Origin of the sequence: Micromonospora sp. NPDC047620, from assembly GCF_043205005.1 — a bacterium.
Lineage (GTDB): Bacteria > Actinomycetota > Actinomycetes > Mycobacteriales > Micromonosporaceae > Micromonospora.
On the sequence record NZ_JBIDDG010000004.1, the window covers coordinates 37,993 to 61,846 of the forward strand.

At 74.0% G+C, this 23,854-nt stretch carries 20 protein-coding genes, 1 tRNA gene and 1 pseudogene; 11 read left to right on the forward strand and 11 right to left on the reverse strand.

Annotation, left to right across the window (positions count from 1 at the left end; all coding sequences use genetic code 11):
• Positions 1-4: 4 nt before the first annotated feature.
• The 3 genes from ACGF5C_RS05795 (at position 5) to ACGF5C_RS05805 (ending at position 3,396) form a co-directional block, all read left to right on the forward strand.
• Entirely contained in the window at positions 5-1,405 is a 1,401-nt protein-coding gene (locus tag ACGF5C_RS05795; protein WP_393297622.1) for a DUF58 domain-containing protein, read from the forward strand.
• Positions 1,402-1,962 (forward strand): hypothetical protein, encoded by a 561-nt coding sequence (locus ACGF5C_RS05800; RefSeq protein ID WP_393297063.1) that lies wholly within the window; start codon positions 1,402-1,404, stop codon positions 1,960-1,962. Before ACGF5C_RS05795 ends, ACGF5C_RS05800 begins: the two co-directional genes overlap by 4 nt.
• Positions 1,963-2,064: 102 nt before the next feature.
• Positions 2,065-3,396 (forward strand): NAD(P)/FAD-dependent oxidoreductase, encoded by a 1,332-nt coding sequence (locus ACGF5C_RS05805; protein WP_393297065.1) that lies wholly within the window; start codon positions 2,065-2,067, stop codon positions 3,394-3,396.
• Between the two features lie 90 nt (positions 3,397-3,486).
• On the opposite strand, the gene ACGF5C_RS05810 is transcribed toward ACGF5C_RS05805, so the two are convergent.
• Positions 3,487-5,325 (reverse strand): hypothetical protein, encoded by a 1,839-nt coding sequence (locus ACGF5C_RS05810; protein ID WP_393297067.1) that lies wholly within the window; start codon positions 5,323-5,325, stop codon positions 3,487-3,489.
• 102 nt (positions 5,326-5,427) lie between these two features.
• Here ACGF5C_RS05810 and ACGF5C_RS05815 point away from each other — a divergent pair.
• The 4 genes from ACGF5C_RS05815 (at position 5,428) to ACGF5C_RS05830 (ending at position 7,721) form a co-directional block, all read left to right on the forward strand.
• Positions 5,428-5,508 (forward strand) — tRNA-Leu (locus ACGF5C_RS05815).
• 111 nt (positions 5,509-5,619) lie between these two features.
• Positions 5,620-6,435, forward strand: coding sequence for a Bax inhibitor-1/YccA family protein (locus tag ACGF5C_RS05820; protein ID WP_357692296.1), 816 nt, complete (start codon positions 5,620-5,622; stop codon positions 6,433-6,435).
• Between the two features lie 150 nt (positions 6,436-6,585).
• A complete protein-coding gene (locus tag ACGF5C_RS05825; protein ID WP_393297069.1) occupies positions 6,586-7,344 on the forward strand; it encodes a Bax inhibitor-1/YccA family protein in 759 nt (252 codons plus the stop codon).
• Between the two features lie 56 nt (positions 7,345-7,400).
• Entirely contained in the window at positions 7,401-7,721 is a 321-nt protein-coding gene (locus tag ACGF5C_RS05830) for a hypothetical protein (protein ID WP_393297071.1), read from the forward strand.
• A gap of 108 nt (positions 7,722-7,829) precedes the next feature.
• Here the strand turns inward: ACGF5C_RS05830 and ACGF5C_RS05835 are convergent, their stop codons facing one another.
• From ACGF5C_RS05835 to ACGF5C_RS05845, 3 genes and pseudogenes are all read right to left on the reverse strand, one after another.
• A complete protein-coding gene (locus ACGF5C_RS05835; RefSeq protein WP_393297073.1) occupies positions 7,830-9,092 on the reverse strand; it encodes an acetyl-CoA C-acetyltransferase in 1,263 nt (420 codons plus the stop codon).
• Between the two features lie 147 nt (positions 9,093-9,239).
• Entirely contained in the window at positions 9,240-10,043 is an 804-nt protein-coding gene (locus ACGF5C_RS05840) for an SGNH/GDSL hydrolase family protein (protein ID WP_393297624.1), read from the reverse strand.
• Positions 10,032-11,092: pseudogene (locus ACGF5C_RS05845) on the reverse strand (SGNH/GDSL hydrolase family protein); the annotation flags it as partial. The gene ACGF5C_RS05840 and the pseudogene ACGF5C_RS05845, both read right to left, overlap by 12 nt.
• 148 nt (positions 11,093-11,240) lie before the next feature.
• On the opposite strand from ACGF5C_RS05845, the gene ACGF5C_RS05850 reads away from it, so the two are divergent.
• Both ACGF5C_RS05850 and ACGF5C_RS05855 read left to right on the forward strand, forming a co-directional pair.
• Positions 11,241-11,597 (forward strand): YkvA family protein, encoded by a 357-nt coding sequence (locus ACGF5C_RS05850; protein WP_393297075.1) that lies wholly within the window; start codon positions 11,241-11,243, stop codon positions 11,595-11,597.
• Between the two features lie 78 nt (positions 11,598-11,675).
• Positions 11,676-13,046 carry a cystathionine beta-synthase gene (locus tag ACGF5C_RS05855; RefSeq protein ID WP_393297077.1) on the forward strand — a complete coding sequence of 457 codons (1,371 nt, stop codon included), beginning with the start codon at positions 11,676-11,678 and terminating at the stop codon, positions 13,044-13,046.
• Between the two features lie 80 nt (positions 13,047-13,126).
• Here the strand turns inward: ACGF5C_RS05855 and ACGF5C_RS05860 are convergent, their stop codons facing one another.
• The 7 genes from ACGF5C_RS05860 to ACGF5C_RS05890 all read right to left on the reverse strand — a co-directional run bounded on the left by ACGF5C_RS05860 (position 13,127) and on the right by ACGF5C_RS05890 (position 21,047).
• Positions 13,127-13,636 carry a GNAT family N-acetyltransferase gene (locus ACGF5C_RS05860; protein WP_357462535.1) on the reverse strand — a complete coding sequence of 170 codons (510 nt, stop codon included), beginning with the start codon at positions 13,634-13,636 and terminating at the stop codon, positions 13,127-13,129.
• Complete coding sequence (locus ACGF5C_RS05865) at positions 13,633-14,562, reverse strand: ribonuclease Z (RefSeq protein ID WP_393297079.1); 930 nt, start codon at positions 14,560-14,562, stop codon at positions 13,633-13,635. Before ACGF5C_RS05865 ends, ACGF5C_RS05860 begins: the two co-directional genes overlap by 4 nt.
• Before the next feature lie 337 nt (positions 14,563-14,899).
• Positions 14,900-16,084, reverse strand: a complete 1,185-nt coding sequence (locus ACGF5C_RS05870) for an osmoprotectant NAGGN system M42 family peptidase (RefSeq protein ID WP_393297081.1) — start codon at positions 16,082-16,084, stop codon at positions 14,900-14,902.
• The gene (ngg, locus tag ACGF5C_RS05875) at positions 16,081-17,892 is read right to left on the reverse strand and encodes an N-acetylglutaminylglutamine synthetase (RefSeq protein ID WP_393297084.1); all 1,812 of its coding nucleotides are present in this window, start codon (positions 17,890-17,892) and stop codon (positions 16,081-16,083) included. Before ngg ends, ACGF5C_RS05870 begins: the two co-directional genes overlap by 4 nt.
• Positions 17,893-17,894: 2 nt before the next feature.
• Positions 17,895-19,679: an N-acetylglutaminylglutamine amidotransferase gene (locus ACGF5C_RS05880; RefSeq protein ID WP_393297086.1), complete on the reverse strand. Its 1,785-nt coding sequence runs from the start codon at positions 19,677-19,679 to the stop codon at positions 17,895-17,897.
• A 203-nt stretch (positions 19,680-19,882) separates the two neighbouring features.
• The gene (msrA, locus tag ACGF5C_RS05885; RefSeq protein ID WP_393297088.1) at positions 19,883-20,545 is read right to left on the reverse strand and encodes a peptide-methionine (S)-S-oxide reductase MsrA; all 663 of its coding nucleotides are present in this window, start codon (positions 20,543-20,545) and stop codon (positions 19,883-19,885) included.
• Positions 20,546-20,627: 82 nt separating this feature from the next.
• Entirely contained in the window at positions 20,628-21,047 is a 420-nt protein-coding gene (locus tag ACGF5C_RS05890; protein WP_393297090.1) for an HIT family protein, read from the reverse strand.
• Between the two features lie 112 nt (positions 21,048-21,159).
• On the opposite strand from ACGF5C_RS05890, the gene ACGF5C_RS05895 reads away from it, so the two are divergent.
• The gene (locus ACGF5C_RS05895; protein ID WP_393297092.1) at positions 21,160-22,302 is read left to right on the forward strand and encodes a cystathionine gamma-synthase; all 1,143 of its coding nucleotides are present in this window, start codon (positions 21,160-21,162) and stop codon (positions 22,300-22,302) included.
• Between the two features lie 15 nt (positions 22,303-22,317).
• Entirely contained in the window at positions 22,318-23,715 is a 1,398-nt protein-coding gene (locus tag ACGF5C_RS05900) for an amidase (protein WP_393297094.1), read from the forward strand.
• Positions 23,716-23,854: the final 139 nt, after the last annotated feature.

Sequence of the window (23,854 nt, forward strand, 5' to 3'; positions counted from 1 at the left end):
CGCCGTGCCGCCCCGCACCGAGCCGCCGGAGCAGGGGCCGCAGCCCGCGACCGGCTGGGTGCCCACCTGGGCGCTCGGCCGGGCGGTGCTGCTCACCGGCCTGCTGCTGATCGCGGGGGTGCTGCTCGGCCGGGTCGACCTGATCGTGCTGGCGGCCCCGTTCGCGATCGGCACCGCGTACGCGTTGCGCCGCCGGCCGGCCGCCCTGCCGCAGGTCTGGATCTCCGCCGACGAGGGGCACCTGGTCGAGGGCGGCGAGCTGACCGGCACGGTCAGCGTCGGCAACCCGGACGTGCTCGACTACGACGTGGCGGTGGTCCGCAGCCGGGTCTCGCCGTGGCTGCGGGTGGAGCGGGCCACGATCGCCGGGACGGTGGCCGCGCCCGGGGCCCCCTCGGCCGTCGTCCCGTCCGTCGCCGACCGGCCCTTCGTGACCGCCGTCCCGACCGACGCGGCCGTCGACCTGGAGCTGGCCGGCACGGCGTTGCGCTGGGGCCGGCACCCGGTCGGCCCGGCCGGCGCCCGGGTCGCCGCCGCGCAGGGCCTGCTGGTCTCCCGCGCGGTGGTCACCGAGCCGGCCCGGGTCCGGGTCTACCCGAGGACCGAGCCGTTCGACGCGGTCGAGGCGATGCCCCGGGCCGCCGGCCTGGTCGGGGCGCACCACTCGCGCCGGCCCGGCGAGGGCGGGGAACTGGCCGGCGTGCGGGTCTTCGCCCCCGGCGACCGGCTGCGCCGGATCGACTGGCGCGTGTCGCTGCGCGCCCGGCAACTGCACGTCGCGGCCACCCTCTCCGACCGGGACGCCGAGGTGGTGGTGCTGCTCGACGTGCTCGCCGAGGCGGGCCGCTCCGGCGGCGTGTCCGGTGCCGCCTCCGTGCTGGACACCACGGTCCGGGCCGCCGCCGCTATCGCCGAGCACTACCTGCACCGCGGCGACCGGGTGTCGATGCTGGAGTACGGCCCGGCCGCCCGCCGGCTGCGCCCGGCCACCGGCCGCCGGCAGTACCTGACCGTCCTGGAGTGGCTGCTCGACGTGCGCGCCGAGTCCTCCCCGCACGAGCCGTTCGACCAGGTCTTCGGGCCGCAGTTGCTCTCCGCGGACGCGCTGGTGGTGGTCCTCACCCCGCTGCTGGACGAGCGGTCGGCGCAGATGCTGGCCCGGCTGGCCCGCTCGGGGCGGTTCGTCGTCGCGGTGGACACCCTGCCGGCCGACCTCGCCCCGCCGAAGGACCGGGGCTGGGCCGAGGTGGCGTACCGGCTGTGGCGGCTGGACCGGGACACCATGATCGGGCAGTTGCGGGAGCACGGCGTGCCGGTGGTGCGCTGGGCCGGCGCGGGCAGCCTCGACCAGGTGCTGCGGGACGTGGCGCGGCTGGCCACCGCCCCGAGGGTGGGGGCGCGATGAACCCGGTCATCGAGCGGGTCCGGGCGGTGCGGTACGCCGCCGCCCGGGTCAGCCTGACGCCGCTGCTGGTCCGCGTCGGCATCTTCCTCACCACGCTGGTCGGGCTGGTGGTGGCGTACCCGTCGCAGGTGCTCCTCGGTCGGCCGCTGCTCGCCCTGGTCGTGGTGGCGCTGCTGCCGGCGCTCGGGCCGCGCCGGGTCTGGCCGACCTTCGCCGCGCTGGTCACGGTCGGCGGTTGGCTGGTCGCCACCGACGGGTACGGCCGACCGATCGCGCTCTGGCGGCTGCTCGCCGTGGCGGCCGTGCTCTACCTCACGCACACCCTCTGCGCGCTGGCCGCCGTCCTGCCGTACGACGCGGTGGTCGACCCGGACGTGATCGTGCGTTGGCTCGCGCGGGCCGGCGCGGTGCTGCTGGGGACCTTCGTGCTCGGCGTGCTCCTCGTGGAGGTCGGCGGCCTCGGCGACGGCGCCGGAACCCAACTCGCGACCGCGGCCGGGCTACTGGCGGCGATAGCGTTGACAGCGTTGCTGGGGTGGCTGCTGCGCCGTCGTTAACCTGCCGGTAACGGCAGTTGCGCAGGTCACAAGGGTTGTGCTCCGTCACAGAAGAGGAGCGCGATCGGGATTAGCCGGGCTACGCCGGGAAAGATAGATGACGTGAATCCGAAGCGGATCCTTGTGGTGGGTGCCGGGCACGTCGGTCTCTACGCGGCCCTGCGCCTGTCGAAGAAGCTCAGCTCCCGTGAGGCTGAAGTCATCGTGGTGGACCCTCAGCCCCACATGACCTACCAGCCCTTCCTGCCCGAGGCGGCGGCCGGCAACATCTCGCCCCGGCACTCCGTGGTGCCGCTGCGACGCGAGTTGCGGCGGTGCAAGGTGGTGGCGGGCACCGTGACGCGGATCGATCACGACCGCAAGACCGCCGTGGTGCAGCCGATCAGCGGCCCGACCCGGGAGATCCCGTACGACCACGTCGTCGTCGCCCCCGGCTCGGTCTCGCGGACGCTGCCGATCCCCGGCCTGCACGAGCACGGCATCGGCTTCAAGACCATCGGTGAGGCCATCTACCTGCGCAACCACGTGCTGGACCGGCTCGACGTGGCCGCCGTCACGCCGGACCCGGAGGTCCGCCGGTCCGCGCTGACCTTCACCTTCGTCGGCGGCGGCTATGCCGGCATCGAGGCGCTCGCCGAGATGGAGGACATGGCCCGGGACGCGCTGAGGTACTACCCGGAGCTCAAGCCGGAGGACATGCGCTGGGTGCTGGTCGAGGCGACCCAGCGGGTGCTGCCGGAGGTCGACCGGGACATGGGCGCCTACACGGTCCAGCAGCTGCTCAAGCGGAACATGGACATCCGGCTGGACACCCGCCTGGAGTCCTGCGTCGACGGGGTGGTGAAGCTCTCCGACGGCGACAGCTTCCGCTCCGACACCATCGTCTGGACGGCCGGTGTCAAGCCGTCCCCGATGCTGGACGCGACGGACTTCCCCCGCGACGAGCGGCGCCGGGTCACCTGCCTGCCGACCCTCCAGATCGTCGACGGCGACCGGGCGGTCGAGGGTGCCTGGAGCGCCGGTGACTGCGCGGCGGTGCCGGACCTGACCAAGGAGCCGGGCAACTACTGCTCGCCGAGCGCCCAGCACGCGGTCCGCCAGGCCGCCCGGATGGCCGACAACATCGCCAACGTGGTGCGCGGCCGGAAGCCGGTGGAGTACAAGCACAAGCACGCCGGCAGCGTGGCCAGCCTCGGCCTGCACAAGGGCGTCGCCCAGGTGTACGGGATCAAGATGACCGGCTGGCCGGCCTGGTTCATGCACCGGACGTACCACATGAGCCGGATCCCGTCGTTCAACCGGAAGGTCCGGGTCGTGGTCGACTGGTCCCTGGCGTTCTTCCTCAAGCGTGAGGTGGTCGCCCTGGGCCAGCTGCACGACCCGCGCGAGGAGTTCGCCGAGGCGTCCCAGCCCGCCGGTGCCAGCCGGTCCTGACCGAGCGAGACAGCAGGCCTCGCGCGGAGGGGCCTGCTGTCCGTGTGGGGCGGGTTCACGCCGCGCCGCGAGCGGGCGGGCGTACGCCCGTCAGACCCGCCAGATCCAGGCGTCGGCGATCCGGGTCGACGGCCCGTAGAGCTGCTCCAGCGTGCCGCGCAGGCTGTCGGCGTGCGGGGTGTCGACGGCCAGCGCGACGCAGGAGGCACCCCAGAAGTCGGCGTCCTTCGCGGCCTGCCGCCGCTGCTGGTCCCCGATCACCGGCTGCCCGCCGCGTCTGGCGACCTCGGTCAGCAGGGCGGACGTGGGCAGCTTGTAGGTGCCCATCGCCGCCGTGCCGTCCCGGCCGTACGGGCCGATGAAGAAGCCCTCCGGCATGCCGAACGCGGCGTCGGCGGCGGTGGCCCAGCGCATCGGCCACGGCTCCTGCGGCGTGGCGAGCGGCACCGGCACCAGCACCCCGCCCGGCTCGACGCACTGCCGCCAGTGGCCGGCCGTGACGAACTCCGGCACCGGCGGGCGCTCGGCGGTGGGCAGCGGGGCGGGCAGCAGCGGCAGCAGCGCCACGCCGACCGCCGCCGGGACCAGCCGCCGGGCCCGGCCCGCGCCGCGCAGCGCCCGGTCGGCCGCGAGCACCAGCAGCGTGGCGATCAGCGGGAGCGTCGCGAGGGCGAACCGCATCGGCAGCGCGCCGTCCACCACGGGCAACCCGGAGAGCAGTGCGTACGGCCCCGGCACGGCGGTGCGCTCGCCGTCGAGCACCACCCGGGGGCCGAGCGACAGCGCCCCCATCGCCAACGCCCCGACCACGCACGCGACGGCCAGCGGGCGGCGACCCAGCCAGACCGCGCAGGCGGCGGTGACCAGCAGCAGGGGCCACCCGAGGAAGGTGTTGTACTCGGCCGGGCCGGTGGTCAGCCGGGCGGCCTCGTCGCTGCCGAGCACCGACAGCGGCGACACCGTCCACCAGCTGCGCAGGTCCGCCGAGAAGTAGTGCGGGCTGAACATGCCGTCGGCGACGCCCTGCGGGCCGGCGAACTGGAACCACAGCGGCCAGGCCAGCACGAGCAGGGCCAGCCCGGTGGCGAGCATCATCCCGCCGGCGAAGCCGGGCAGGGCGCGGCGGGCCAGGCCGCGGTCCGTCGCCGCGTACGTGACCGCCATCACCAGCAGCGTGATCGCGCAGAGGAAGAGCACCTCCTCGCCGATGAAGACCTGCGCCGTGACCGCCGCCGCCAGCCCGACGGCGGAGCTGACCATCCGCCGGCGGTCCGGCCCGTCGGCGGTTTCCCCGCCGGCGGGGTCGGCGGCGCGCAGCAGCCGGACCACCAGCCAGACGATCACCGGGACCAGCCACTGGGCGGTCATGTGCAGGTGGCTGTTGGTCTGCGAGACCATGCCCGGGCCGAAGCCGCAGAGGGCGGCGCCCAGCGCGGCGGCGACCCGGTGGGCGCCCAGCGTCCGGGTGAAGAGCAGATACCAGGCGACGGCGGTGCCGGCCAGGTTCGCCAGCGCCAGCAGCGCGAAGGTGATCGGCGCCCCGAGCAGCAGGGTGACCGGGGCGAGGAGGATCCCCAACGCGATGACCGTGGTGTTGGTCATCAGGTTCACCCCGTCCGGCGCGTTGAGCCGGTCGGTGAGCAGGTCGAAGTCGCCGAGCAGCGCCCGCGCGTCGGCGGCGAGGAACCACTCGTAGAGGGCCTGGTCCGCCGGGTTCAGCGCGAGGACCCGGGTCGCCGGGTCGGGCCAGAGCCCGTGGGTGAGCCAGCCGGCCAGCGCGACGAAGAGGAGCCCGACCGTGACGCCCGCCCGGTGCCGGGAGACCGTGGTCAGCAGGCGGGCCGGCGAGAGCCGGCGCGGCAGCCGGTCGGCGGCGAGGACGGCCTGGTCAGGGGCGGCGTCGGGGGCCGTGGGGGCTGCGCTGCTCACGGCCTCGACCCTAGTGCGACCCGGGCGTCGGGGTACGCCGGGTCGCCGCCGACCCGCTACCGTGACACTGCACCAGGCGTGTCGGCGCGCCCGGTGTCACCCGCCCGGGTGGTGGAACGGCAGACACGGCCGCCTTAAAAGCGGCTGCCGCAAGGCGTGCGGGTTCGACCCCCGCCCCGGGCACCCGACCACTCTCAGCATCCGCTCAGCTTGGCGATCACCACGGGGCTGCCCTGGGCGTTTACTCTTGAGGGGCACGTTCACGTGCAACGACCCCCTGAGGGAGGCCTGACAGTGAAGACTTCGAACCCGGTGCTCGCCCGGCTCGGCCAGGCGGCCGAGCGGGAGCGTTCCGCCGGGTACGCCCCGACCGGGCCCTATGGACAGCCCGGCTACCCCCAGCAGTACCCGACGGAGGCCGGCTACCCGGCGGCTCCGCCGGCCGTCAACACGATGTCGATCGACGACGTGGTGGTCAAGACCGTCACCCTCCTCGGCATCCTCGGCGTCTCCGCCGCGGCCGCCTGGGTGCTGGTGCCGGACGCCCTGCTCGGTGCCGCCTGGATCGGCGCGGCGGTGGTCGGCCTGGTGCTCGGCCTGATCATCTCGTTCTCCCGGATGGCGAACCCGGCGCTGGTGGTCGCGTACGCCGTCGTCGAGGGCGTCTTCGTCGGCATGGTGAGCAAGTTCTTCGACTCGCTCTACGACGGCATCGTGCTCCAGGCGGTGACCGCCACCTTCGGCGTCTTCTTCGTGATGGCGATGCTCTACAAGGCGAAGGTCATCCGGGCGACCCCGAAGTTCGTCAAGGGCATGATCGCCGTGATGGCGGGCCTCTTCGCCGTCATGCTGATCAACCTCGTGCTCGCGCTCTTCGACATCAACACCGGTCTGCGCGACGGCAGCCCGCTGGCGATCGGCTTCAGCCTGGTCTGCATCGTGGTCGCCTCGCTGAGCTTCGTGCTCAGCTTCAAGGAGGTCGAGGACGGCGTCCGGATGGGCCTGCCGCAGCGCTACTCCTGGGTCGCCGCCTTCGGCATCCTGGTGAGCCTGGTCTGGCTCTACATCGAGATCCTGCGCCTGCTGAGCTACTTCCAGGGCGACGACTGACCGTCGCCCGCGACCGACCGGCGCCCGTCCCCGCTGCCGCGGGGGCGGGCGCCGTCGTTTCGCATTCGCGCCGGTCCCGGCGTTTCCCGCCGCCGCCCGGCCGCCGGGGGCAGAGTGACTGCGTGGGGGTACGCCGACCAGGGAGGCGACGTGCGCAGCAGCAACCCGGTGCTCACCCGGTTCGACGAGACCGCCCGGGTGCAGAGCCGGGTGCTGGGCGCCGGCGACCCGGAGGCGATGACCGTCGACGACGTGGTGGCCCGTACGGTCGGGCTGCTGCTGCTCACCGGGGCCACCGGCGCCGCGGCCTGGCTGCTCGTGCCGCCGGCGGCGTGGCTCCCCGCCGCGCTGGCCGGCACCGCGCTGGCCGGGATCGCGCTGGTCGTGGTCATCTCCTGGCGCGGCATCACCAACCCGGTGCCGATGGTCGGCTACGCCCTGCTCCAGGGGCTGCTGCTCGGGGTGGCCAGCAGGGCCTTCGAGCTGGTCCACCCGGGCATCGTCATCCAGGCGGTCACGGGCACCTTCGGGGTCTTCCTCGGCATGGCGCTGCTCTACCGGGCCCGCCTCGTCCGGGCCACGCCGCGGCTGGCCCGGCTGGTCGTCGGCACGCTGTTCGGGATCGTCGTGCTCAGCGTGGTCAACCTGCTGGCGTACCTGGTCTCCGGCCGGCAGGGGCTGGAGGTCTACGGACTGACCGGCGAGGTCGGCTGGTTGCCGTACGCCTTCTCGGTGGTGGCGATCGTCGCCGGCGCGTTCAGCTTCGTCCTCGACTTCGACCTGGTCGAGCGCTCGGTACGCGACGGCCTGCCCCGCCGCTACGCCTGGCTCTGCGCGTTCGGCCTGCTCACCGGCCTGGTCTTCCTCTACTGGCAGTTGCTGCGCCTGCTCGGCTACCTGCGCCGCTGACCCGGCCGCCACCCCGCCCGGCCGCGCCCGGCGGGGTGGGTTCGTAGACTCGGGCGGTGAGCGCAGGGGAGCTGAGCCGGGCGGTGGACCTGCTGGTCCGTCAGGTCGGGCACTGGCAGCAGCCGCGCTGGTCGGCCACGGCCGCCGGCGGCAACGTGTCGCGTGCCGACCTGGTGCACCGGTTGGTGCAGGAGGTCGCCAACCTGGCCGCCGACGCCGCGGGCGAGCCCCGGCGGGTGGTGCCCCGGCTCGACAACGACCTCGCGCTGCCCGACCAGCTCCGGGTGGTGGCCGCCGACCTGGTGGCCGCGGCCCCGCCGCCCGAGGCGCTGGCGAGGGCCGCCGCCGAGGTGACGGCGACCCGCGACGCGCTCTAGTTCCGTTCCCGCCGGTCCCGCCCCGCGGGCGGGAGCGCCGGCCGCCCGCCCTGGTCTTCGACCGGCTGCCTTGGTCTTCGGCCGCCCTGCTCTCCGCCGGCCTGTGGGTCAGCTCAGCCGCTCGACGACCATGGCCATGCCCTGGCCGCCGCCGACGCACATGGTCTCCAGGCCGATGGTCCTGTCGTGCCAGTCCAGGGCGTTGAGCAGGGTGCCGGTGATCCGCGCGCCGGTCATGCCGAACGGGTGCCCGACGGCGATCGCGCCGCCCATCACGTTCAGCTTCTCCAGCGGGATGTCGAGCTGGCGGTACGAGGGGATCACCTGGGCGGCGAACGCCTCGTTGATCTCCACCAGGTCGACGTCGTCGATGGTCATGCCGGCCCGCCTGAGCGCCTGCCGGGTGGCCTCGACCGGGCCGAGGCCCATGATCTCCGGCGACAGGGCGGTCACGCCGGTGGAGACGATCCGGGCCAGCGGGGTGATCCCGAGGTCCTTCGCCTTCTGGGCGCTCATGACCACCACGGCGGCCGCGCCGTCGTTGAGCGGGCAGCAGTTGCCGGCGGTGATCCGGCCGTCCGGGCGGAACACCGGCTTCAGGCCGGAGACCGCCTCCAGGGTGACCCCGGGCCGGGGGCCGTCGTCGGTGCTGACCACCGTGCCGTCCGGCGTGGTGACCGGGGTGATCTCCCGGGCCCAGAAGCCGTCGGCGATGGCCTTCTCGGCGAGGTTCTGGCTGCGTACGCCGAACTCGTCCATGTCGGCGCGGGTCACGTCGTGGACCTGGGCCAGGTTCTCGGCGGTCTGCCCCATGGCCAGGTAGATGTCCGGCAGTTCGCCCGCCTCGCGCGGGTCGGTCCAGACCGGGGCGCCGCCCAGGGCGCGGGCCTTCGACCGCTCCGCCGCCGCGGCGAAGCGCGGGTTCTCCCAGCCGCCGCCGACCAGCGCCTGCGCCTCGGGCGGGAGGCCGTCGGAGTTGCCGCGGGCGTACCGGGAGACCGTCTCCACGCCGGCGGAGATGAAGACGTCGCCCTCGCCGGCCCGGATCGCGTGCATCGCCATCCGGGTGGTCTGCAGCGAGGACGCGCAGTAGCGGGTGAGGGTCGCGCCGGGCAGGGTGTCCAGGCCCATCAGGGTGGCGACCACCCGGGCCATGTTGAAGCCCTGCTCGCCGCCGGGCAGGCCGCAGCCCAGGTAGAGGTCGTCGATCTCGGTCGGGTCGAGCTGGGGGACCTTGTCCAGGGCGGCCCGCACGATGGTCGCGGCGAGGTCGTCCGGGCGGACGTCGCGCAGGGACCCCTTGTGCGCCCGGCCGATGGGGGAGCGGGCGGTGGCGACGATGACGGCGTCGCGGGACGACTCAGTCGGCATGGAGTCAACGTTAACCCGTCGGTAACTTCGCGCGGAAGCTGGCGGCAGACCGGGAAATGTCACGTCCGGCGGGGCGCGACGCCCGGCGGGACGCGACCGCGGCGGCCGGCGGGTCAGCGGCGGGACGAGACCGCGGCGGCCGGTGGGTCAGCGGCGGGACGCGACCGCGGCGGCCGCCGCGACGGCGGGCAGCAGGGCGTGTGCCCAGACCCGGTAGCCGTCGGCGGAGGGGTGGTAGCCGTCGTGGCACAGGGTGCCCGCGTCGGCGCGGAACACCGGACCCGTCTCGGTGGCCAGGTCGACCACCGTGCCCCCGGCGTCGAGCACCGCCGCCGTCTGCGCGCGGGCGACCCGCCGCCCGGACCAGCCGACCAGGTGCCGCAGCGGCGGCGCGATCGCGCGTACGGCGCCGAGGTCGGGGCAGGTGCCGACGACCACCTCCACCCGGGCCTCGCGGAGCCGGTGCACGGCCGCCGCGAGGTAGGCGGCGGCCTCCGCCGGCCGACGCAGGGTGGTGGCGTCGTTGGCGCCGATCAGGATCACCGCCACGTCGGGGCGCTCGCCGAGCAGCGCCCGGGCCACCTGGGTGGCGAGGTCGGTCGAGCGGGAGCCGGAGACGCCGACGCTCGACAGGTGCACCTGCCGGCCGTTCGGGCCCTCGGCGAGCAGGTTGGCGAGCTGGCCGCCGATGGTGTCGTCGAGGCGTTCGACCCCGACGCCGAGGGCGGACGAGTCGCCGAGCAGCACCAGCCGCAGCGGTGCAGCGCCGGCCCGCCCGACCGTGGCGCGCAGCGCCAGCCCGAGCTCCGGCTGGGCGTACTGGCGGTGCCGGGCGACGAAGGCCTGGCCGGCGAGGACGGCGGCGCCGCCGACCGTGCCGGCGATCAGGGAGAGCGCCGCGGCCCGACCCAGTCGACCGGCGAGCCCCGAGGGGATGAAGCGCTCGCTCATGCCAGTCCCTCCAGAGTGGGTGAGTCGGCGGCGGGGCCGGGTTGCGGCACCGCGCCGACACCGAAGAAGGCCCGTCGGCGCAGCTGCGCCCACCGACCGGCGGGGCCGCGGTCCCGCCCCCGCACCTGGGTGCCGCTGACCTCGGTGCCCGCGTGCCGAGCGGCCTCCTGGGCGGCCGCGGGGAGCGAGCGTACGCCCTCGCCCCGGGCCGGGGTAGTGCGCCGCTCCTGCCCGGCGCCCAGCGCGGACAGCACGGTCGGCAGCAGCGCGGCGGCGGCCACGGCGTAGCCCTCCGCCGAGGGGTGGAACCGGTCCCAGGCGAACATCCGGGTCGGCTCGGCGGTGAACCGGGGGCCGAGCAGGTCACCGAGGGAGACCGTCCAGCCGCCGGCCTCGACCACGGCCACCGTCTGGGCGGCAGCGAGCTGCCGGCTCCAGCGCCGGGCCAGCCAGCGCAGCGGCGGCTGGATCGGGCGGATCGCGCCCAGGTCGGGGCAGGTGCCGACGACCACCTCGCAGCCGGCGGCGCGCAGCGTGCGGACCGCCTCGACCAGGTAGCGCACCGCCAGGCCGGGCGGCGTGCGGTTGGTCACGTCGTTGCCGCCGATCAGGATCACCGCGACGTCGGGCCGGCACTCCAGCGCCGCCTCCACCTGGTGCTTCAGCACGGCCGAGATGGCGCCGACCACCGCGAACCGGTGCAGCCGGACGGGCCGTTGCAGGCGGCGGGACAGGCCGGTGGCGAGCAGGGCGCCCGGCGTCTCCCGGCGGCGGTGCACGCCGTAGCCGGCGGCCGACGAGTCGCCCAGCACGACCATGGTGACCGGCGGGCCGGGCAGCTTCGCGCCGTAGACCCCGTCGCAGCGGGGCGGCGGCGCCTCGGCCATCGGGATCGTGCGGCGGGCCTGCCGGGCCTGCCCGAGGAGCACGCCGCCGGTCGCCACCGCGGCGGCCGCCGTGGCGCCCGTGCCGATCGCCGCCAGGCGGGCGATCTGCCGAGCGCGCTGCCAGCGCGAACCAACCGGGACAGCGGAACCAACGACCCCCATGCAGCGACATTATCGCGCCGGGACGACACGCCGCCGTCGTCGTGTCGGCTCGCGGGTGGCTGGAAGACGACCGCCCTGGGTACCTGTTCCGGTGACCGGGCGACAGTTGCGCCGGCACGTCACCCTGGCACGCGGAGAGGGGCCGAACATGGGGAAGACATTGAAGCGGAGCGCCGCGTTCAGCGCGCTGGCTAGGGCGCTCGCGGCGGGGTCGCGGCGCGGGCCGTCGCTCGGGGCGCGGCTCGCGGCGCTGCCCCGGATGATCCGGGCGACCACCCGGGGGGAGTACGACGGCGGCCTGCGGCTGGCCCTGATGACCGCCGCGACGGCGTACATCGTCTCGCCGATCGACCTGCTGCCGGAGATCCCGCTGGCGATCTTCGGGCTGGCCGACGACGCGGTCATGGTGACCTGGCTGGCCGGCAGCGTGCTCGCCGAGACCGAGCGGTTCCTGGAGTGGGAGGCCCGCCGCAGGTCCGTGATCCCCGGGCACGTGGTGTCCTGAACCGACGTACCCTGGGGCGTCGAGAAAACGTCTGCCCGGCCGCCGCCGGCGGCGCCGGAGGAGAAGGGCAACAACGAGGTGCGGTACTACGACAACGTCGTCGAGCTGATCGGCAACACCCCGCTGGTACGGCTGCGCAACGTCACGGCCGGCATCCAGGCCACCGTGCTGGCGAAGGTGGAGTACCTCAACCCGGGCGGGTCGGTTAAGGACCGGATCGCGCTGCGGATGGTGGAGGACGCGGAGAAGGCGGGCATCCTCCAGCCCGGCGGCACGATCGTCGAGCCGACCAGCGGCAACACGGGCGTGGGCCTGGCCCTGGTGGCCCAGCTCAAGGGCTACAAGTGCGTCTTCGTCTGCCCCGACAAGGTCAGCCAGGACAAGCAGGACGTGCTGCGGGCGTACGGCGCGGACGTGGTGGTCTGCCCGACCGCCGTGGCGCCGGAGGACCCGCGCTCCTACTACAACGTCTCCGACCGGCTGGCCCGGGAGATCCCCGGCGCCTGGAAGCCCAACCAGTACAGCAACCCGGCCAACCCGCGCTCGCACTACGAGACCACCGGCCCGGAGCTGTGGGAGCAGACCGGGGGCGGCCTCACCCACTTCGTGGCGGGCGTCGGCACCGGCGGCACCATCTCCGGCATCGGCCGCTACCTGAAGGAGGCGTCGGAGGGCCGGGTCAAGGTCATCGGCGCCGACCCGGAGGGCTCGGTCTACTCGGGCGGCACCGGCCGGCCGTACCTGGTCGAGGGCGTCGGCGAGGACTTCTGGCCGGAGACGTACGACCGGGGCCTCGCCGACGAGATCATCGAGGTCTCCGACAAGGCGTCGTTCGAGATGACCCGGCGGCTGGCCCGCGAGGAGGGGCTGCTGGTCGGCGGCTCCTGCGGCATGGCCGTGGTGGCCGCCCTGGAGGTGGCCCGCAAGGCCGGCCCGGACGACGTGGTCGTGGTGCTGCTGCCAGACAGCGGCAAGGGCTACCTGTCGAAGATCTTCAACGACAACTGGATGGCCCGGTACGGCTTCCTGGACAACTCCGGCACGGAGCCGACGGTCGCCGACGCGCTGGCCAACAAGCCGGGCGGCCTGCCCGAGCTGGTGCACGTCCACCCGACCGAGACGGTCCGCGACGCGATCGACTACATGCGCGAGTACGGCGTCTCGCAGCTGCCGGTGCTCAAGGCCGAGCCCCCGGTGGTGACCGGCGAGGTGGCCGGCTCGATCGCCGAGAAGGACCTGCTCGACGCGCTGTTCACCGGTCAGGCGCACCTGCACGACACCATCGAGCGGCACATGGCCGATCCGCTGCCGATGATCGGCGGCGGGCAGCCGGTGAGCGAGGCGGTCGGCCTGCTGGAGAAGTCCGACGCCGCCCTGGTGCTGGTCGACGGCAAGCCGAAGGGCGTCCTCACCCGGCAGGACCTACTCGCCCACCTCGGCGCCCGCTGACCCGACGTATCCCGTGTAAGGAAGGGCCCCTTGTTAACGCTATGCGTTAACAAGGGGCCCTTCCTTACACGGTGGCGCGGTCAGAGCGGTCGGTCGTACCGGAGCTGGGGCACGACCACCGGGCCGAGGTGCTCGTCGCGTGCGGTGCCGGTGTGGACCCAGCCGCCGCGCTCGTAGAAGCGCCGGGCGTGCGCGTTCGACGCCAGCACCCACAGCACCGCCCGCGACCAGCCACGCGAGCGCATGGCGTCCAGCGCGTCGACCATGAGGGCCCGCCCGGTGCCCCGGCCGCGCTCGGCCGGGTCGAGGTGAAGGGCGTTGAGCAGGCCCGTCGCCGGGTCGCCCTCGTCGTCGGGGCCGAGGTAGCTGAAGCCGACCAGCCGGCCGTCGCGTTCGGCGACGGTCATCCGGTGGTCGTCGCGCTCCCACCCCCACCGCTCGGCCCAGTACCGCCCCATCGCCTCCGGCCCCGGCTCGGCCAGCGCCTCGGGCGGGACGAACGACGCGTACGCCGCGACCCGGGACCGCTGGTGCAGGGCGCCGACCGGCATCAGGTCGGCGGCGGTGGCGGGGCGGAGGGTGACCGTCACCCGGCCGAGGCTACCCGCCGGGGCGGGACCTGCACGGTGGTCAGGTCCTCGGCGATCACCAGGTCGCCGTCGAAGTGCGCGCGGGCCTCGTCGGCGAAGCGGCTCGTGTCCGCGTACCGCTGCGAGAAGTGGGTGAGCACGAGCCGGCGTACGCCCGACTCGGCCGCCACCCGCGCGGCCTGGCCCGCCGTGAGGTGGCCGACCTCGGCGGCGAGCGCGGCCTCCGAGTCGAGGAAGGTCGACTCGATGACCAGCAGGTCGGCGTGCTCGGCGAGGGCGTAGACCCCGTCGCAGAGCCCGGTGTCCATCACGAACGCGAACCGCTGCCCGGGCCGGGGCACGCTCACCTCCTCCCGGGTGACGCGGCGCCCGTCGAGGTCGAGGTGGCCGACCCGGATCAGCTCCCCGACGGCCGGCCCGGCGATGCCGTACGCGGCCAGCTTCTCCGGCAGCATCCGGCAGCCGTCCGGCTCGACGAGCCGGTAGCCGTACGTCTCGATCGGGTGCCGCAGCCGGCGGGCCTCCAGCGTGCCGACGCCCAGGGTGATCCGCTGCCCGTCGGCCTCGATCGGCTCGACGCGCAGCTCGGCGGTCTCGTGGAAGGAGCTGGCGTGCCGCAGCCGGGCGAAGTACTCCGCGCCGCCGGCCGGGAAGTGCACCGCCACCGGGTGCGGCACCCGGTCCAGCGAGAGCCGCTGGATGGTGCCGGGCAGGCCGAGGCAGTGGTCGCCGTGGAAGTGGGTGACGCAGATCCGGGTCAGGTCGGTGGCGGTGACCGTGGAGTGCAGGAGCTGCCGCTGGCTGCCCTCGCCCGGGTCGAAGAGGATCACCTCGTCGTCCCAGCGCAGCACGTACCCGTTGTGGTTGCGCTGCCGGGTCGGGGCCTGGCTGGCCGTCCCGAGCACCACCAGCTCGCGCATCGACACGGTTGACCTCCGGCTGCGTCGACCACCCGGCCCGGAAATGGGTCGACCCCCGGGGCTTCCGCGCTCGCGCGCGGGCCGACTGGACTGGGCCGGCACCCCGGGGGTCGGGTGGCTGTCGTGGATTCGCCGCACCGCTGCCACACGGTCTCGACGATGGTGCCTGTGCCCGCCTCGCGGCGGACGGGATAACTGTCGAGGACAGCGGCTAGCGGACAGCCACCTCACGAGTCCGATTGCTATACAAGTCTGGACCACCTCCTTTCCCGTGTACGGCCACGCTATCCAGCGACCGGGCCGCCGGCAACGGATTTCGATCACAGGCCCCCGAGGAATACGTCTAGGTGGTTTCCGCGATGCCGATGGGTCCCTCGCGGGGGCCCTCCTCGCTGGCCGGCTGCACGGCCAGCGACGGGAAGTCGGCCAGGTCGCCCTCCGGCTCGGCGTCCCACTCGGGGAAGACCAGGTCATTCTGGAGGTAGAGGCAGAGCAGCTGGGTGAGCTGGCGCAGCCCGTCGAGGTGGGTGCGCTCGTGCCCGTGGGTGGCGTCCACGCCGAAGCCGAGCAGCGCCACCCGGGCGTGCGCCCCGGCCTCCACCGCCGCCGCCACGTCCGAGCGGTAGTAGTCGAAGACGTCCCGGACCAGGCGCACCCCGTGCTCGGCGGCGATCGAGGCCAGGTTGCGGGTCAGGTGGTAGTCGAACGGCCCGACGCCGTCGCCCATCGCCAGGGTGGCCGCGTCCTCCCGGGACTGCTGGCCGGGGGCGACCACCGCCGCGTCCACGGAGACGATCTCCGCGACGTCCGGGTCCAGCCCGTGGCTGGCCCCGTGCCCGATCTCCTCCGTCACGGTGACCAGCAGGTGCGCGGTGACCGCCGGGCGTACGCCGGCGTCGACCATCGCCTTGAACGCGGTCAGCACCGCCGCCACGCCCGCCTTGTCGTCCAGGTGCCGGGACTTGACGTACCCGGCGGGGGTGACCGTCGGGTTCGGCAGGAACGCGACGAAGTCCCCGGCGTCGATGCCCAGCACGCGGAGGCCGGCGATGTCGTCGACCGGCTCGTCGACCCGCACCTCGACCTGCTCCCAGCCGATGCCCTGGGAGTCGACGGCCTCGTTGTAGCGGTGCCCGCTGGCCTTCAGGGGGAGCACCTGCCCGGTGATCACCCGGTCCAGGTCGTCGGTGAAGATCCGCACGTGCGCGCCCTCGGCGAACCGGGCGCTGTGCGTGCCGATCGGCTTCAGCTCCAGCCGGCCGTTCTCCTTCAGCCGCTTGACCATGCCGCCGATGGTGTCGGTGTGCACCACGATCGCCCGGTCGGCACCGGTGGAGCGGGGGCCGGGCAGGAAGGCGCTCAGCGCCCCGCGCCGGGTCAGCGTGGAGCCGATGCCGAGCGCGGAGAGCCGCTCGCCCACGTACTGCTGCACGTGGTCCGTACGCCCCGACGGGCTCGGGATCTCCAGCAGCTCCACCAGCACCTGGCGCAGGTAGTCCAGGTCGATCTCCAGGGGCCTCGGGCTCACGCGGCGCCTCCCGGACCGACCGGGGACCAGAGCCGCCGCGGCGCGCGGGTACCCGGGAAGAGCAGGTCGACGAAGCGCTCGGCGGTCGGCTGCGGCTCGTGGTTGGCCAGGCCGGGCCGCTCGTTGGCCTCGATGAAGACGTGCTCGGGCCCGTCCGGCGCTCCGACCAGCAGGTCCAGCCCGGTGACCGGGATGTCCAGCGCGCGGCTGGCCGTCACGCACGCCTCGGCGACCGCCGGGTGCAGCTCGGCGGTGACGTCGTGGATGGTGCCGCCGGTGTGCAGGTTGGCGGTCCTGCGTACGGCCAGCACCTGCCCCTCCGGCAGCACGTCGTGCAGCTCGTGGCCGGCCTCGGCCAGCACGTCCCGGGTCATGTCGTCGATCGGGATCGTGGACTCGCCGCCCGTGGCGGCGGCCCGGCGGCGGCTCTGCCGCCCGATCAGCTCGGCGATGTCGTGCACCCCGTCGCCGGTGATCGAGGCGGGTCGACGGACCGCGGCGGCCACCACCTCGTGGTCGATGACGACCACCCGCAGGTCCTCGCCGGCGCGCATCTCCTCGATCAGCACGTCCGGGCAGAACCGGGCGGCCAGCTCGACGGCGGCGGCCAGCGCCTCGGGGGTGCGTACGCCCACCGTGATGCCGTTGCCCTGCTCGCCCCGCGCCGGCTTGACCACCACCCGGCCAACCTCGGCGAGGAAGGCGGCGTCGCCGTCGTCGCCCGTGGCGGTCCGCCCGCGCGGCACCGACAGGCCCGCCTCGGCGAGGATCCGGCGGGTCACCCGCTTGTCGTCGCAGCGGCTCATCGCCACCGCCGAGGTCAGCTCCGACAGCGACTCGCGGGTCAGGACGGTGCGCCCGCCGCTGGTCAGCCGCAGCTCGCCCCAGGCCGGGTCGGTCACCTCCACCCGGATGCCGCGGCGCATCGCCTCGTCGGCGACGATCGTCGCGTAGGGGTTGAGCTGGTCGTACCCGTCCGGCGTGGCGGGCAGGAAGAGCCGCTCGTTGATCGGGTTCTTCCGCTTCACGCAGAGCGTCGACGTCCGGTAGAAGCCGAGCCGCTCGTAGAGCCGGATCGCCCCGGCGTTCTCCGCGAGCACGGACAGGTCCACGTACGCCCGGCCGCGCGCGACCAGCCGGGCGGCCAGCGCGGTGATCAGGGCCTGGCCGGTGCCGGGCGGCGCGGTGTTGAAGTCGACGGTGAGGCACCACAGGCTGGCCCCGTTGTCCGGGTCGTCGAAGACCGCGACGTGGTCCACGCCGGTGATGGTGCCGACGACCTCGCCGGTGGCGTCCTCGGCGACCAGGTGCAGGAAGCGGTCGGTGCGGGCGTTGGCCACGAGCACGTCGACCGGGGCGGTGACCATGCCGTTGCGGGCGTAGATCCGGTTCACCGCGTCCGCGTCGGCGGCGTCGGCCAGTGAGCGGATCGCCAGCCCCGGGACGTCGTCGTCGGCCGGCCGGTCGCCGCCGAGCGGCAGCCGGTAGGTCAGCGACGGGTCGATGAACAGCTCGTCGGGCAGCCGGGACACCAGCACGTGCGGGTCGCGCAGGTAGATGCAGATGTCCCGGGAGCCGGCGGCCTCGGAACGCAGCACGGCGGCGACGGCGGCCTGGTCGGCGAAGGTCTGCCCGAAGACGAGCCGGCCCCAGCCGCAGTCCAGCACCACGTCGGTGTCGCCCTCGCGGGCGGGCGTCTCCGGTGTGCCCGGGGCCATCGGGTCGCCGCCAGGCCCGACCCGCTCCCGTCGCCGGCCGCCACGGAACCGGTCGGACCGGGCCGTGCCGGTCGCCAGGGTGTCGGTCACGGTCAGTCGATTCCGTGGCTCTGGAGCCACATTTCCAGGAGTCCGAGTTGCCACAGCTTGTTTCCGTTCAGCGGGGTCAGTTCGGCGTTCGGGTCGGCGAGCAGCGCGTCGACGTAGTCGGCGCGGAACAGGTCGCGGCGGCGGGCCTCGGGCGCGGAGAGCGCGTCGCGTACCCGGTCGAGGAGCTTGCCCTCCAGGTGGGTGAGGCCGGGGACCGGGAAGTATCCCTTCGGCCGGTCGATGACCTCGTGCGGCAGCACCCGGCGGCCGATCTCCTTGAGCACCCCCTTGCCGCCCTGCGCCAGCTTGAGTTCCGGCGGGCAGCTCGCGGCCAGCTCGACGAACTCGTGGTCGAGGAACGGCACCCGGGCCTCCAGCCCGTGCGCCATGGTCATGTTGTCCACCCGCTTGACCGGGTCGTCGGTCAGCATGACCTGGGTGTCGATCCGCAGCCCGGCGTCGACCGCGGTCTGGGCGCCGGCCCGGCCGAGGTGCGCGGCCACGAACTCCCGGGCCGGATCGCCGTCGGTTAGCCAGGCCGGGTTCAGCACCCGGGCCAGCCCGGCCGCGTCCCGGTCGAAGAACGCCCGGGCGTACGTGTCCAGCGCCTCGTCCCGGCCGACCTTCGCCAGCGGCGGGTACCAGTGGTAGCCGCCGAGGACCTCGTCCGCGCCCTGGCCGGACTGGACCACCTTGACGTGTTGTGACACCACCTCGCTGAGCAGGTAGAACGCCACGCAGTCGTGGCTGACCATCGGCTCGGACATCGCGGCGACGGCCGCTTCCAGCGGTGGCACCAGGTCGGCGGCGGCCACCCGGATCTGGTGGTGGTCGGTGTCGAACGTCTTCGCGACGAGGTCGGAGTAGCGGAACTCGTCGCCCTCCCGGCCGCCGACGGAGTCGAAGCCGATGGAGAAGGTGGCGAGTCCGCGCTGGCCCTCGCCGGCGAGCAGGGCGACCACCAGGCTGGAGTCCAGGCCACCGGAGAGCAGCACGCCGACCGGCACGTCGGCGACCATCCGCCGGCGCACGGCGGTGGTCAGCGACTCGAGCAGGGCGTCCTGCCAGTCCTTCTCGGACCAGCCGGCCCGCTCGGCGGCGCGGGTGAAGGCCGGGTCCCAGTAGACCCGCTCGGAGGTGCGGCCGTCGGCCTCGTAGACCCGTACGGTCGCCGGGGGCAGCTTGGCGACGCCGCGCAGGATGGTGCGCGGCGGCGGCACGATGCTGTGGAAGCTCAAATAGTGCGCGAGCGCGACCGGGTCGATGGTCGTGTCGATCCCGCCGCCGGCCAGCAGCGCGGGCAGGGTGCTGGCGAAGCGCACCACGCCTGGCGTCTCGGCCACGTAGAGCGGCTTGATGCCGAGCCGGTCCCGGGCCAGCACCAGCCGGCCGGTGTCCCGTTCGCTGATCGCCACGGCGAACATGCCGACCAGATGGTCGACGAAGTCGAGCCCCCACTCCGCGTACGCCTTGAGCACGACCTCGCTGTCACCGGAGGAGAAGAAGCGGTGGCCCTTGTCCTGGAGCTCCTCGCGCAGCTCGCGGTAGTTGTAGACGCACCCGTTGAAGACTCCGGTCAGCCCCGCGCCCGGGTCGACCAGCGGCTGCCCGCTCGCGGCGGAGAGGTCGATGATCTTCAGTCGTCGGTGTCCGAGGGCCGTCGGGCCCTGGGCCCAGACGCCGCTGTCGTCGGGCCCCCGGTCGCTCATCGTGGCCGCCATGCGCTCCACCGCCGACACGTCGGCGCGCGAGCCGTCACGGCGGAACTCTCCCGCAAGTCCGCACATGCGGGGCAATGCTGCCAGAGGCTGGTGCGGTTCGCCCGTTGAGCTGATGTCGGGGGAGTGGGCGGTTGCTAGGATGCGCGCCTTCGCGTGTCAAGCCCCCGGGCTGGCCGGAGTTTTCCCGCCCGGCATCGCCTGGTGCCTGATTGGAAACGGGTCTGCGGTGTGACAAACACCGCAGACCCGTTCACGGGCGTCGCGCGGGCTCAGCCGGCGGTGCGGGCGATGCCCACCGGGCAGCTCAGCCCGTTCGGGCCGTGGTTGCAGTACCCGTTCGGGTTCTTCGTGGGCGCGAGGTACTGCTGGTGATGATCCTCGGCAAAGTAGTAGGCGCCGAGCCGGTCGATCTCCGTGGTGATCTCGCCCTTGCCGGCGCGCGCCACGATCGGCGCGAACGCGTCCCGCGACGCCTGCGCGGTGGCGAGCTGCTCGTCGGTGGTGGCGTAGATCGTCGACCGGTACTGGGTGCCCACGTCGTTGCCCTGGCGCATGCCCTGGGTCGGGTCGTGGTTCTCCCAGAAGACCTTGAGCAGGTCCTCGTAGCTGATCGTGCTGGGGTCGTAGACCACCTGGACCACCTCGGCGTGCCCCGTCATGCCCGAGCACACCTCCTCGTACGTCGGGTTCGGCGTGATGCCGCCCGCGTAGCCGGCCGACGTGGTGAACACGCCGGGCAGGGTCCAGAACAGCCGCTCGGCACCCCAGAAACAGCCCATGCCGAACACGGCCACCTGCGAGCCCTCCGGGAACGGACCCTTGAGGGGGGTGCCCAGCACCTCGTGCCGATCCGCGACGGGCATCGCGATCAGACGACCCGGCAGGGCCTGGTCGGGGGTGGGCAGCTCGGCCTTCATACGGCGCAGGAACACGGTGGGACTCCTCTCGTACCTCTCCCAGCGTGCAACACCTCCGGACCCGCCTTCCTTACCCGCCCCGCCGCCACTCAGGCCGTCAGGCGGGGGCCAGGGCGACGGTGATCCGGGTGGCATACGCCCGCGCATCGGCGTCGTCGGCGTAGCGGGTGCGGGGCCAGAAGAAGCCGCGCAGACCGTCGCCCTTCGTTCGGGGCACCACGTGGGTGTGCAGGTGCGGGACCGACTGGGACACCTTGTTGTTCATCGCCACGAACGTGCCACCGGCCCCCAGACCGGTCTCCACCGCCAACGCGAGCCGCCGGACCAGACCGAAGTAGCCGGCCAGCCCCTCGGCGGGCAGGTCGGCCATGGTGACCAGGTGGGTGCGCGGAACCACCAGCACGTGCCCCTTGAAGACCGGCCGGGTGTCCAGGAAGGCGACCCCGTCCGGCTCGTCGGCGACCCGGAACGCCGGCACCCCGCCCGCCACGATCCCGCAGAACACGCACCCGCCCACCCGGGCAGGGTAACCGCCGCCGCGAAGGGCGGTCGTGCGGTGGCAGAGCCGGGTGATCCGTCGGGCGCGGGTTGTGACGCCTCCTGCGGTCCCGGCGACTAGCCTCACGGGAATGAGTCACGGCTTCGAGACGCTCGCCATCCACGCCGGTCAGGACCCGGAAGCCCGCACCGGCGCGGTGATCCCTCCGATCTACCAGACCAGCACGTACGCCCAGGACGCCGTCGGCGCGCCCCGGCTGGGCTACGAGTACAGCCGCTCCGGCAACCCGACCCGCGACGCGCTCCAGGAGTGCCTCGCCGCGCTGGAGGGCGGGGCGGTCGGCCTCGCCTTCGCCAGCGGACTGGCCGCCGAGGACACCCTGCTGCGCACCGTCTGCAAGCCGGGCGACCACGTGGTGATCCCCGACGACGCGTACGGCGGCACGTACCGGCTCTTCGCCCGGGTCGCCGAGCGCTGGGGCCTGGACTACACCCCGGCGCGGGTCTCCGACCCGGACGCGATCCGGGCCGCCGTCGAACCCGGCCGGACGAAGATCGTCTGGGTGGAGACGCCCACCAACCCGCTGCTCGGCATCGCCGACATCGCCGCGCTGGCCGGGGTCGCGCACGACGCGGGCGCCCTGCTGGTGGTCGACAACACCTTTGCCTCGCCGTACCTCCAGCAGCCGATCGCGCACGGCGCGGACGTGGTGGTGCACTCCACCACCAAGTACGTCGGCGGTCACTCCGACGTGGTCGGTGGCGCGTTGGTCACGGCCGACGCGGGGCTCGGCGAGGAACTGCGCTACCACCAGAACGCGATGGGCGCGATCAACGGCCCCTTCGACGCGTGGCTCACCCTGCGCGGCATCAAGACCCTCGGCGTCCGCATGGACCGGCACTGCGACAACGCCGAGCGGATCGCGGCCTACCTGGACGGGCACGCCAAGGTCGGTCAGGTCATCTACCCGGGGCTGCCCTCGCACCCCGGCCACGAGATCGCCGCGAAGCAGATGCGCCGGTTCGGCGGCATGATCTCGTTCCGGGCCGCCGGCGGCGAGGAACACGCCGTGGAGATCTGCAACCGGGCGAAGCTGTTCGTGCTCGCCGAGTCGCTGGGCGGCGTGGAATCCCTGATCGAGCACCCGGGCCGGATGACACACGCAAGTGCTGCCGGCTCGCCGCTTGAAGTTCCCGGCGATCTCGTGCGACTGTCTGTCGGCATCGAGACGGTCGACGACCTGCTCGCCGATCTGGAGCAGGCGCTGGGCTGACCGCTGGCTGGGAGGGTGGCCGTGCAGGACATCATGCCGACCTGGGTGGGGGCGACCGCCAAGCAGATCGCCCGGGGCGTACGCCGGGGCGACGTCACGGCCACCCAGGTCGTCGCGGACCACCTCGACCACATCGCCCGGGTCGACGCCGACCTCGCCGCGTTCCGCACGGTACGCGGCGGGGAGGCGATCACCGAGGCGGAGAAGGTCGACGAGCAGGAGGACCTGGCCAACCTGCCGCTGGCCGGGGTGCCGGTGGCGGTCAAGGAGAACACCCCGGTCGCCGGCCTGCCCACCTGGAACGGGTCGGCCGCGGTCCGTACGCCCGTGGCCGAGGCCGACCACGAGGTGGTCCGTCGGCTGCGCGGCGCCGGTGCGGTGATCCTCGGGGTGACCCGGATGCCGGAGCTGGGCCTCTGGGGGATCACCGACGACGAGACCGCGGTCACCCGCAACCCCTGGGACGCCGGGCGTACCCCCGGCGGCTCCTCCGGCGGCGCGGCCGCCGCGGTCGCCGCCGGGCTGGTGCCGATCGCCCACGGCAACGACGGCCTCGGCTCGATCCGCATCCCGGCGGCCTGCTGCGGCCTGGTCGGGCTCAAGCCGGGGCGGGGCGTGGTCCCGTGCCAGCTCGGCGCGGAGGACTGGTTCGGCCTCACGGAGCACGGCATGCTCACCAGCACGGTCGCCGACGCGGCCGTCGGCTTCTCCGTGCTGGCCGGCCGCCGCCCGGAGACGCTGGTCCCGCCGCAGCGGCTGCGGGTGGGCGTCTCGCTCCGCTCGCCGGTGCGGGGCGTGCACCCCGACCAGCCCAACCGGGACGCGGTCGCCGCCGCCGGCCGGCTGCTCGCCGCCGCCGGTCACGACACGGTGCCGGCCGATCCGGTCTACCCGACCGCGCTGGGCCTGCAGGGGATCGCCACCTGGTTCGCCGCGGCGGCCGCCGACGTGCGCGCCGCCGGGCTGGACCGGCGCGGCCTCCAGCGGCGCAGCCGCCGGCACGTCGCCCTCGGCGAGTGGGCGCAGCGGCGCGGGTACGTCCGGGAGGCCGACCGGGCCGCCTGGCGTGAACGCTCGATCGGCTTCTTCGCCGACCACTCGATCGACCTGCTACTCACCCCGGCCCTGGCCACCGTGCCGCCGGAGGCCGCGAGTTGGTCCGCCCGGTCCTGGCGGGCCAACATGCTGGCCAACATCCGGTACGCCCCGTTCGCCGCGCCGTGGAACGTCGCCGGCCTGCCCGCCCTGGTGGTGCCGGTCGGTCGCCGTCCGGACGGGCTGCCGGTCGGCGTGCAGCTGATCGGCCCGCCCGGCTCCGAGTTGCTGCTGCTCGGCGTCGCTGGCCAGTTCGAGATGCAGGCCCCCTGGTCCCGCCACGCCCCCACCTACCCCCGCACCCCCGCCCCCGTCTAACCCCCCGCCCCGCGATCTTGCGGTTTCCGCCCCGGCAAATGGGGATGAACGGTGCGCTTCTTTGCGGGCCCAAGGTGCAAGATCGCGGATGATTCTGGTGTGGGCGTCGGTGCGGGCGGCGGGGGCGGCGGGTGGCACG

What these genes read in the sequence shown, in the direction of transcription:
- ACGF5C_RS05880 (WP_393297086.1), bottom strand. Translation starts at nt 19,679, where the DNA reads ATGTGCGGACTTGCGGGAGAGTTCCGCCGTGACGGCTCGCGCGCCGAC.
- ACGF5C_RS05895 (WP_393297092.1), top strand. Translation starts at nt 21,160, where the DNA reads ATGAGTCACGGCTTCGAGACGCTCGCCATCCACGCCGGTCAGGACCCG.
- ACGF5C_RS05835 (WP_393297073.1), bottom strand. Translation starts at nt 9,092, where the DNA reads ATGCCGACTGAGTCGTCCCGCGACGCCGTCATCGTCGCCACCGCCCGC.
- ACGF5C_RS05850 (WP_393297075.1), top strand. Translation starts at nt 11,241, where the DNA reads ATGGGGAAGACATTGAAGCGGAGCGCCGCGTTCAGCGCGCTGGCTAGG.
- ACGF5C_RS05800 (WP_393297063.1), top strand. Translation starts at nt 1,402, where the DNA reads ATGAACCCGGTCATCGAGCGGGTCCGGGCGGTGCGGTACGCCGCCGCC.
- ACGF5C_RS05840 (WP_393297624.1), bottom strand. Translation starts at nt 10,043, where the DNA reads ATGAGCGAGCGCTTCATCCCCTCGGGGCTCGCCGGTCGACTGGGTCGG.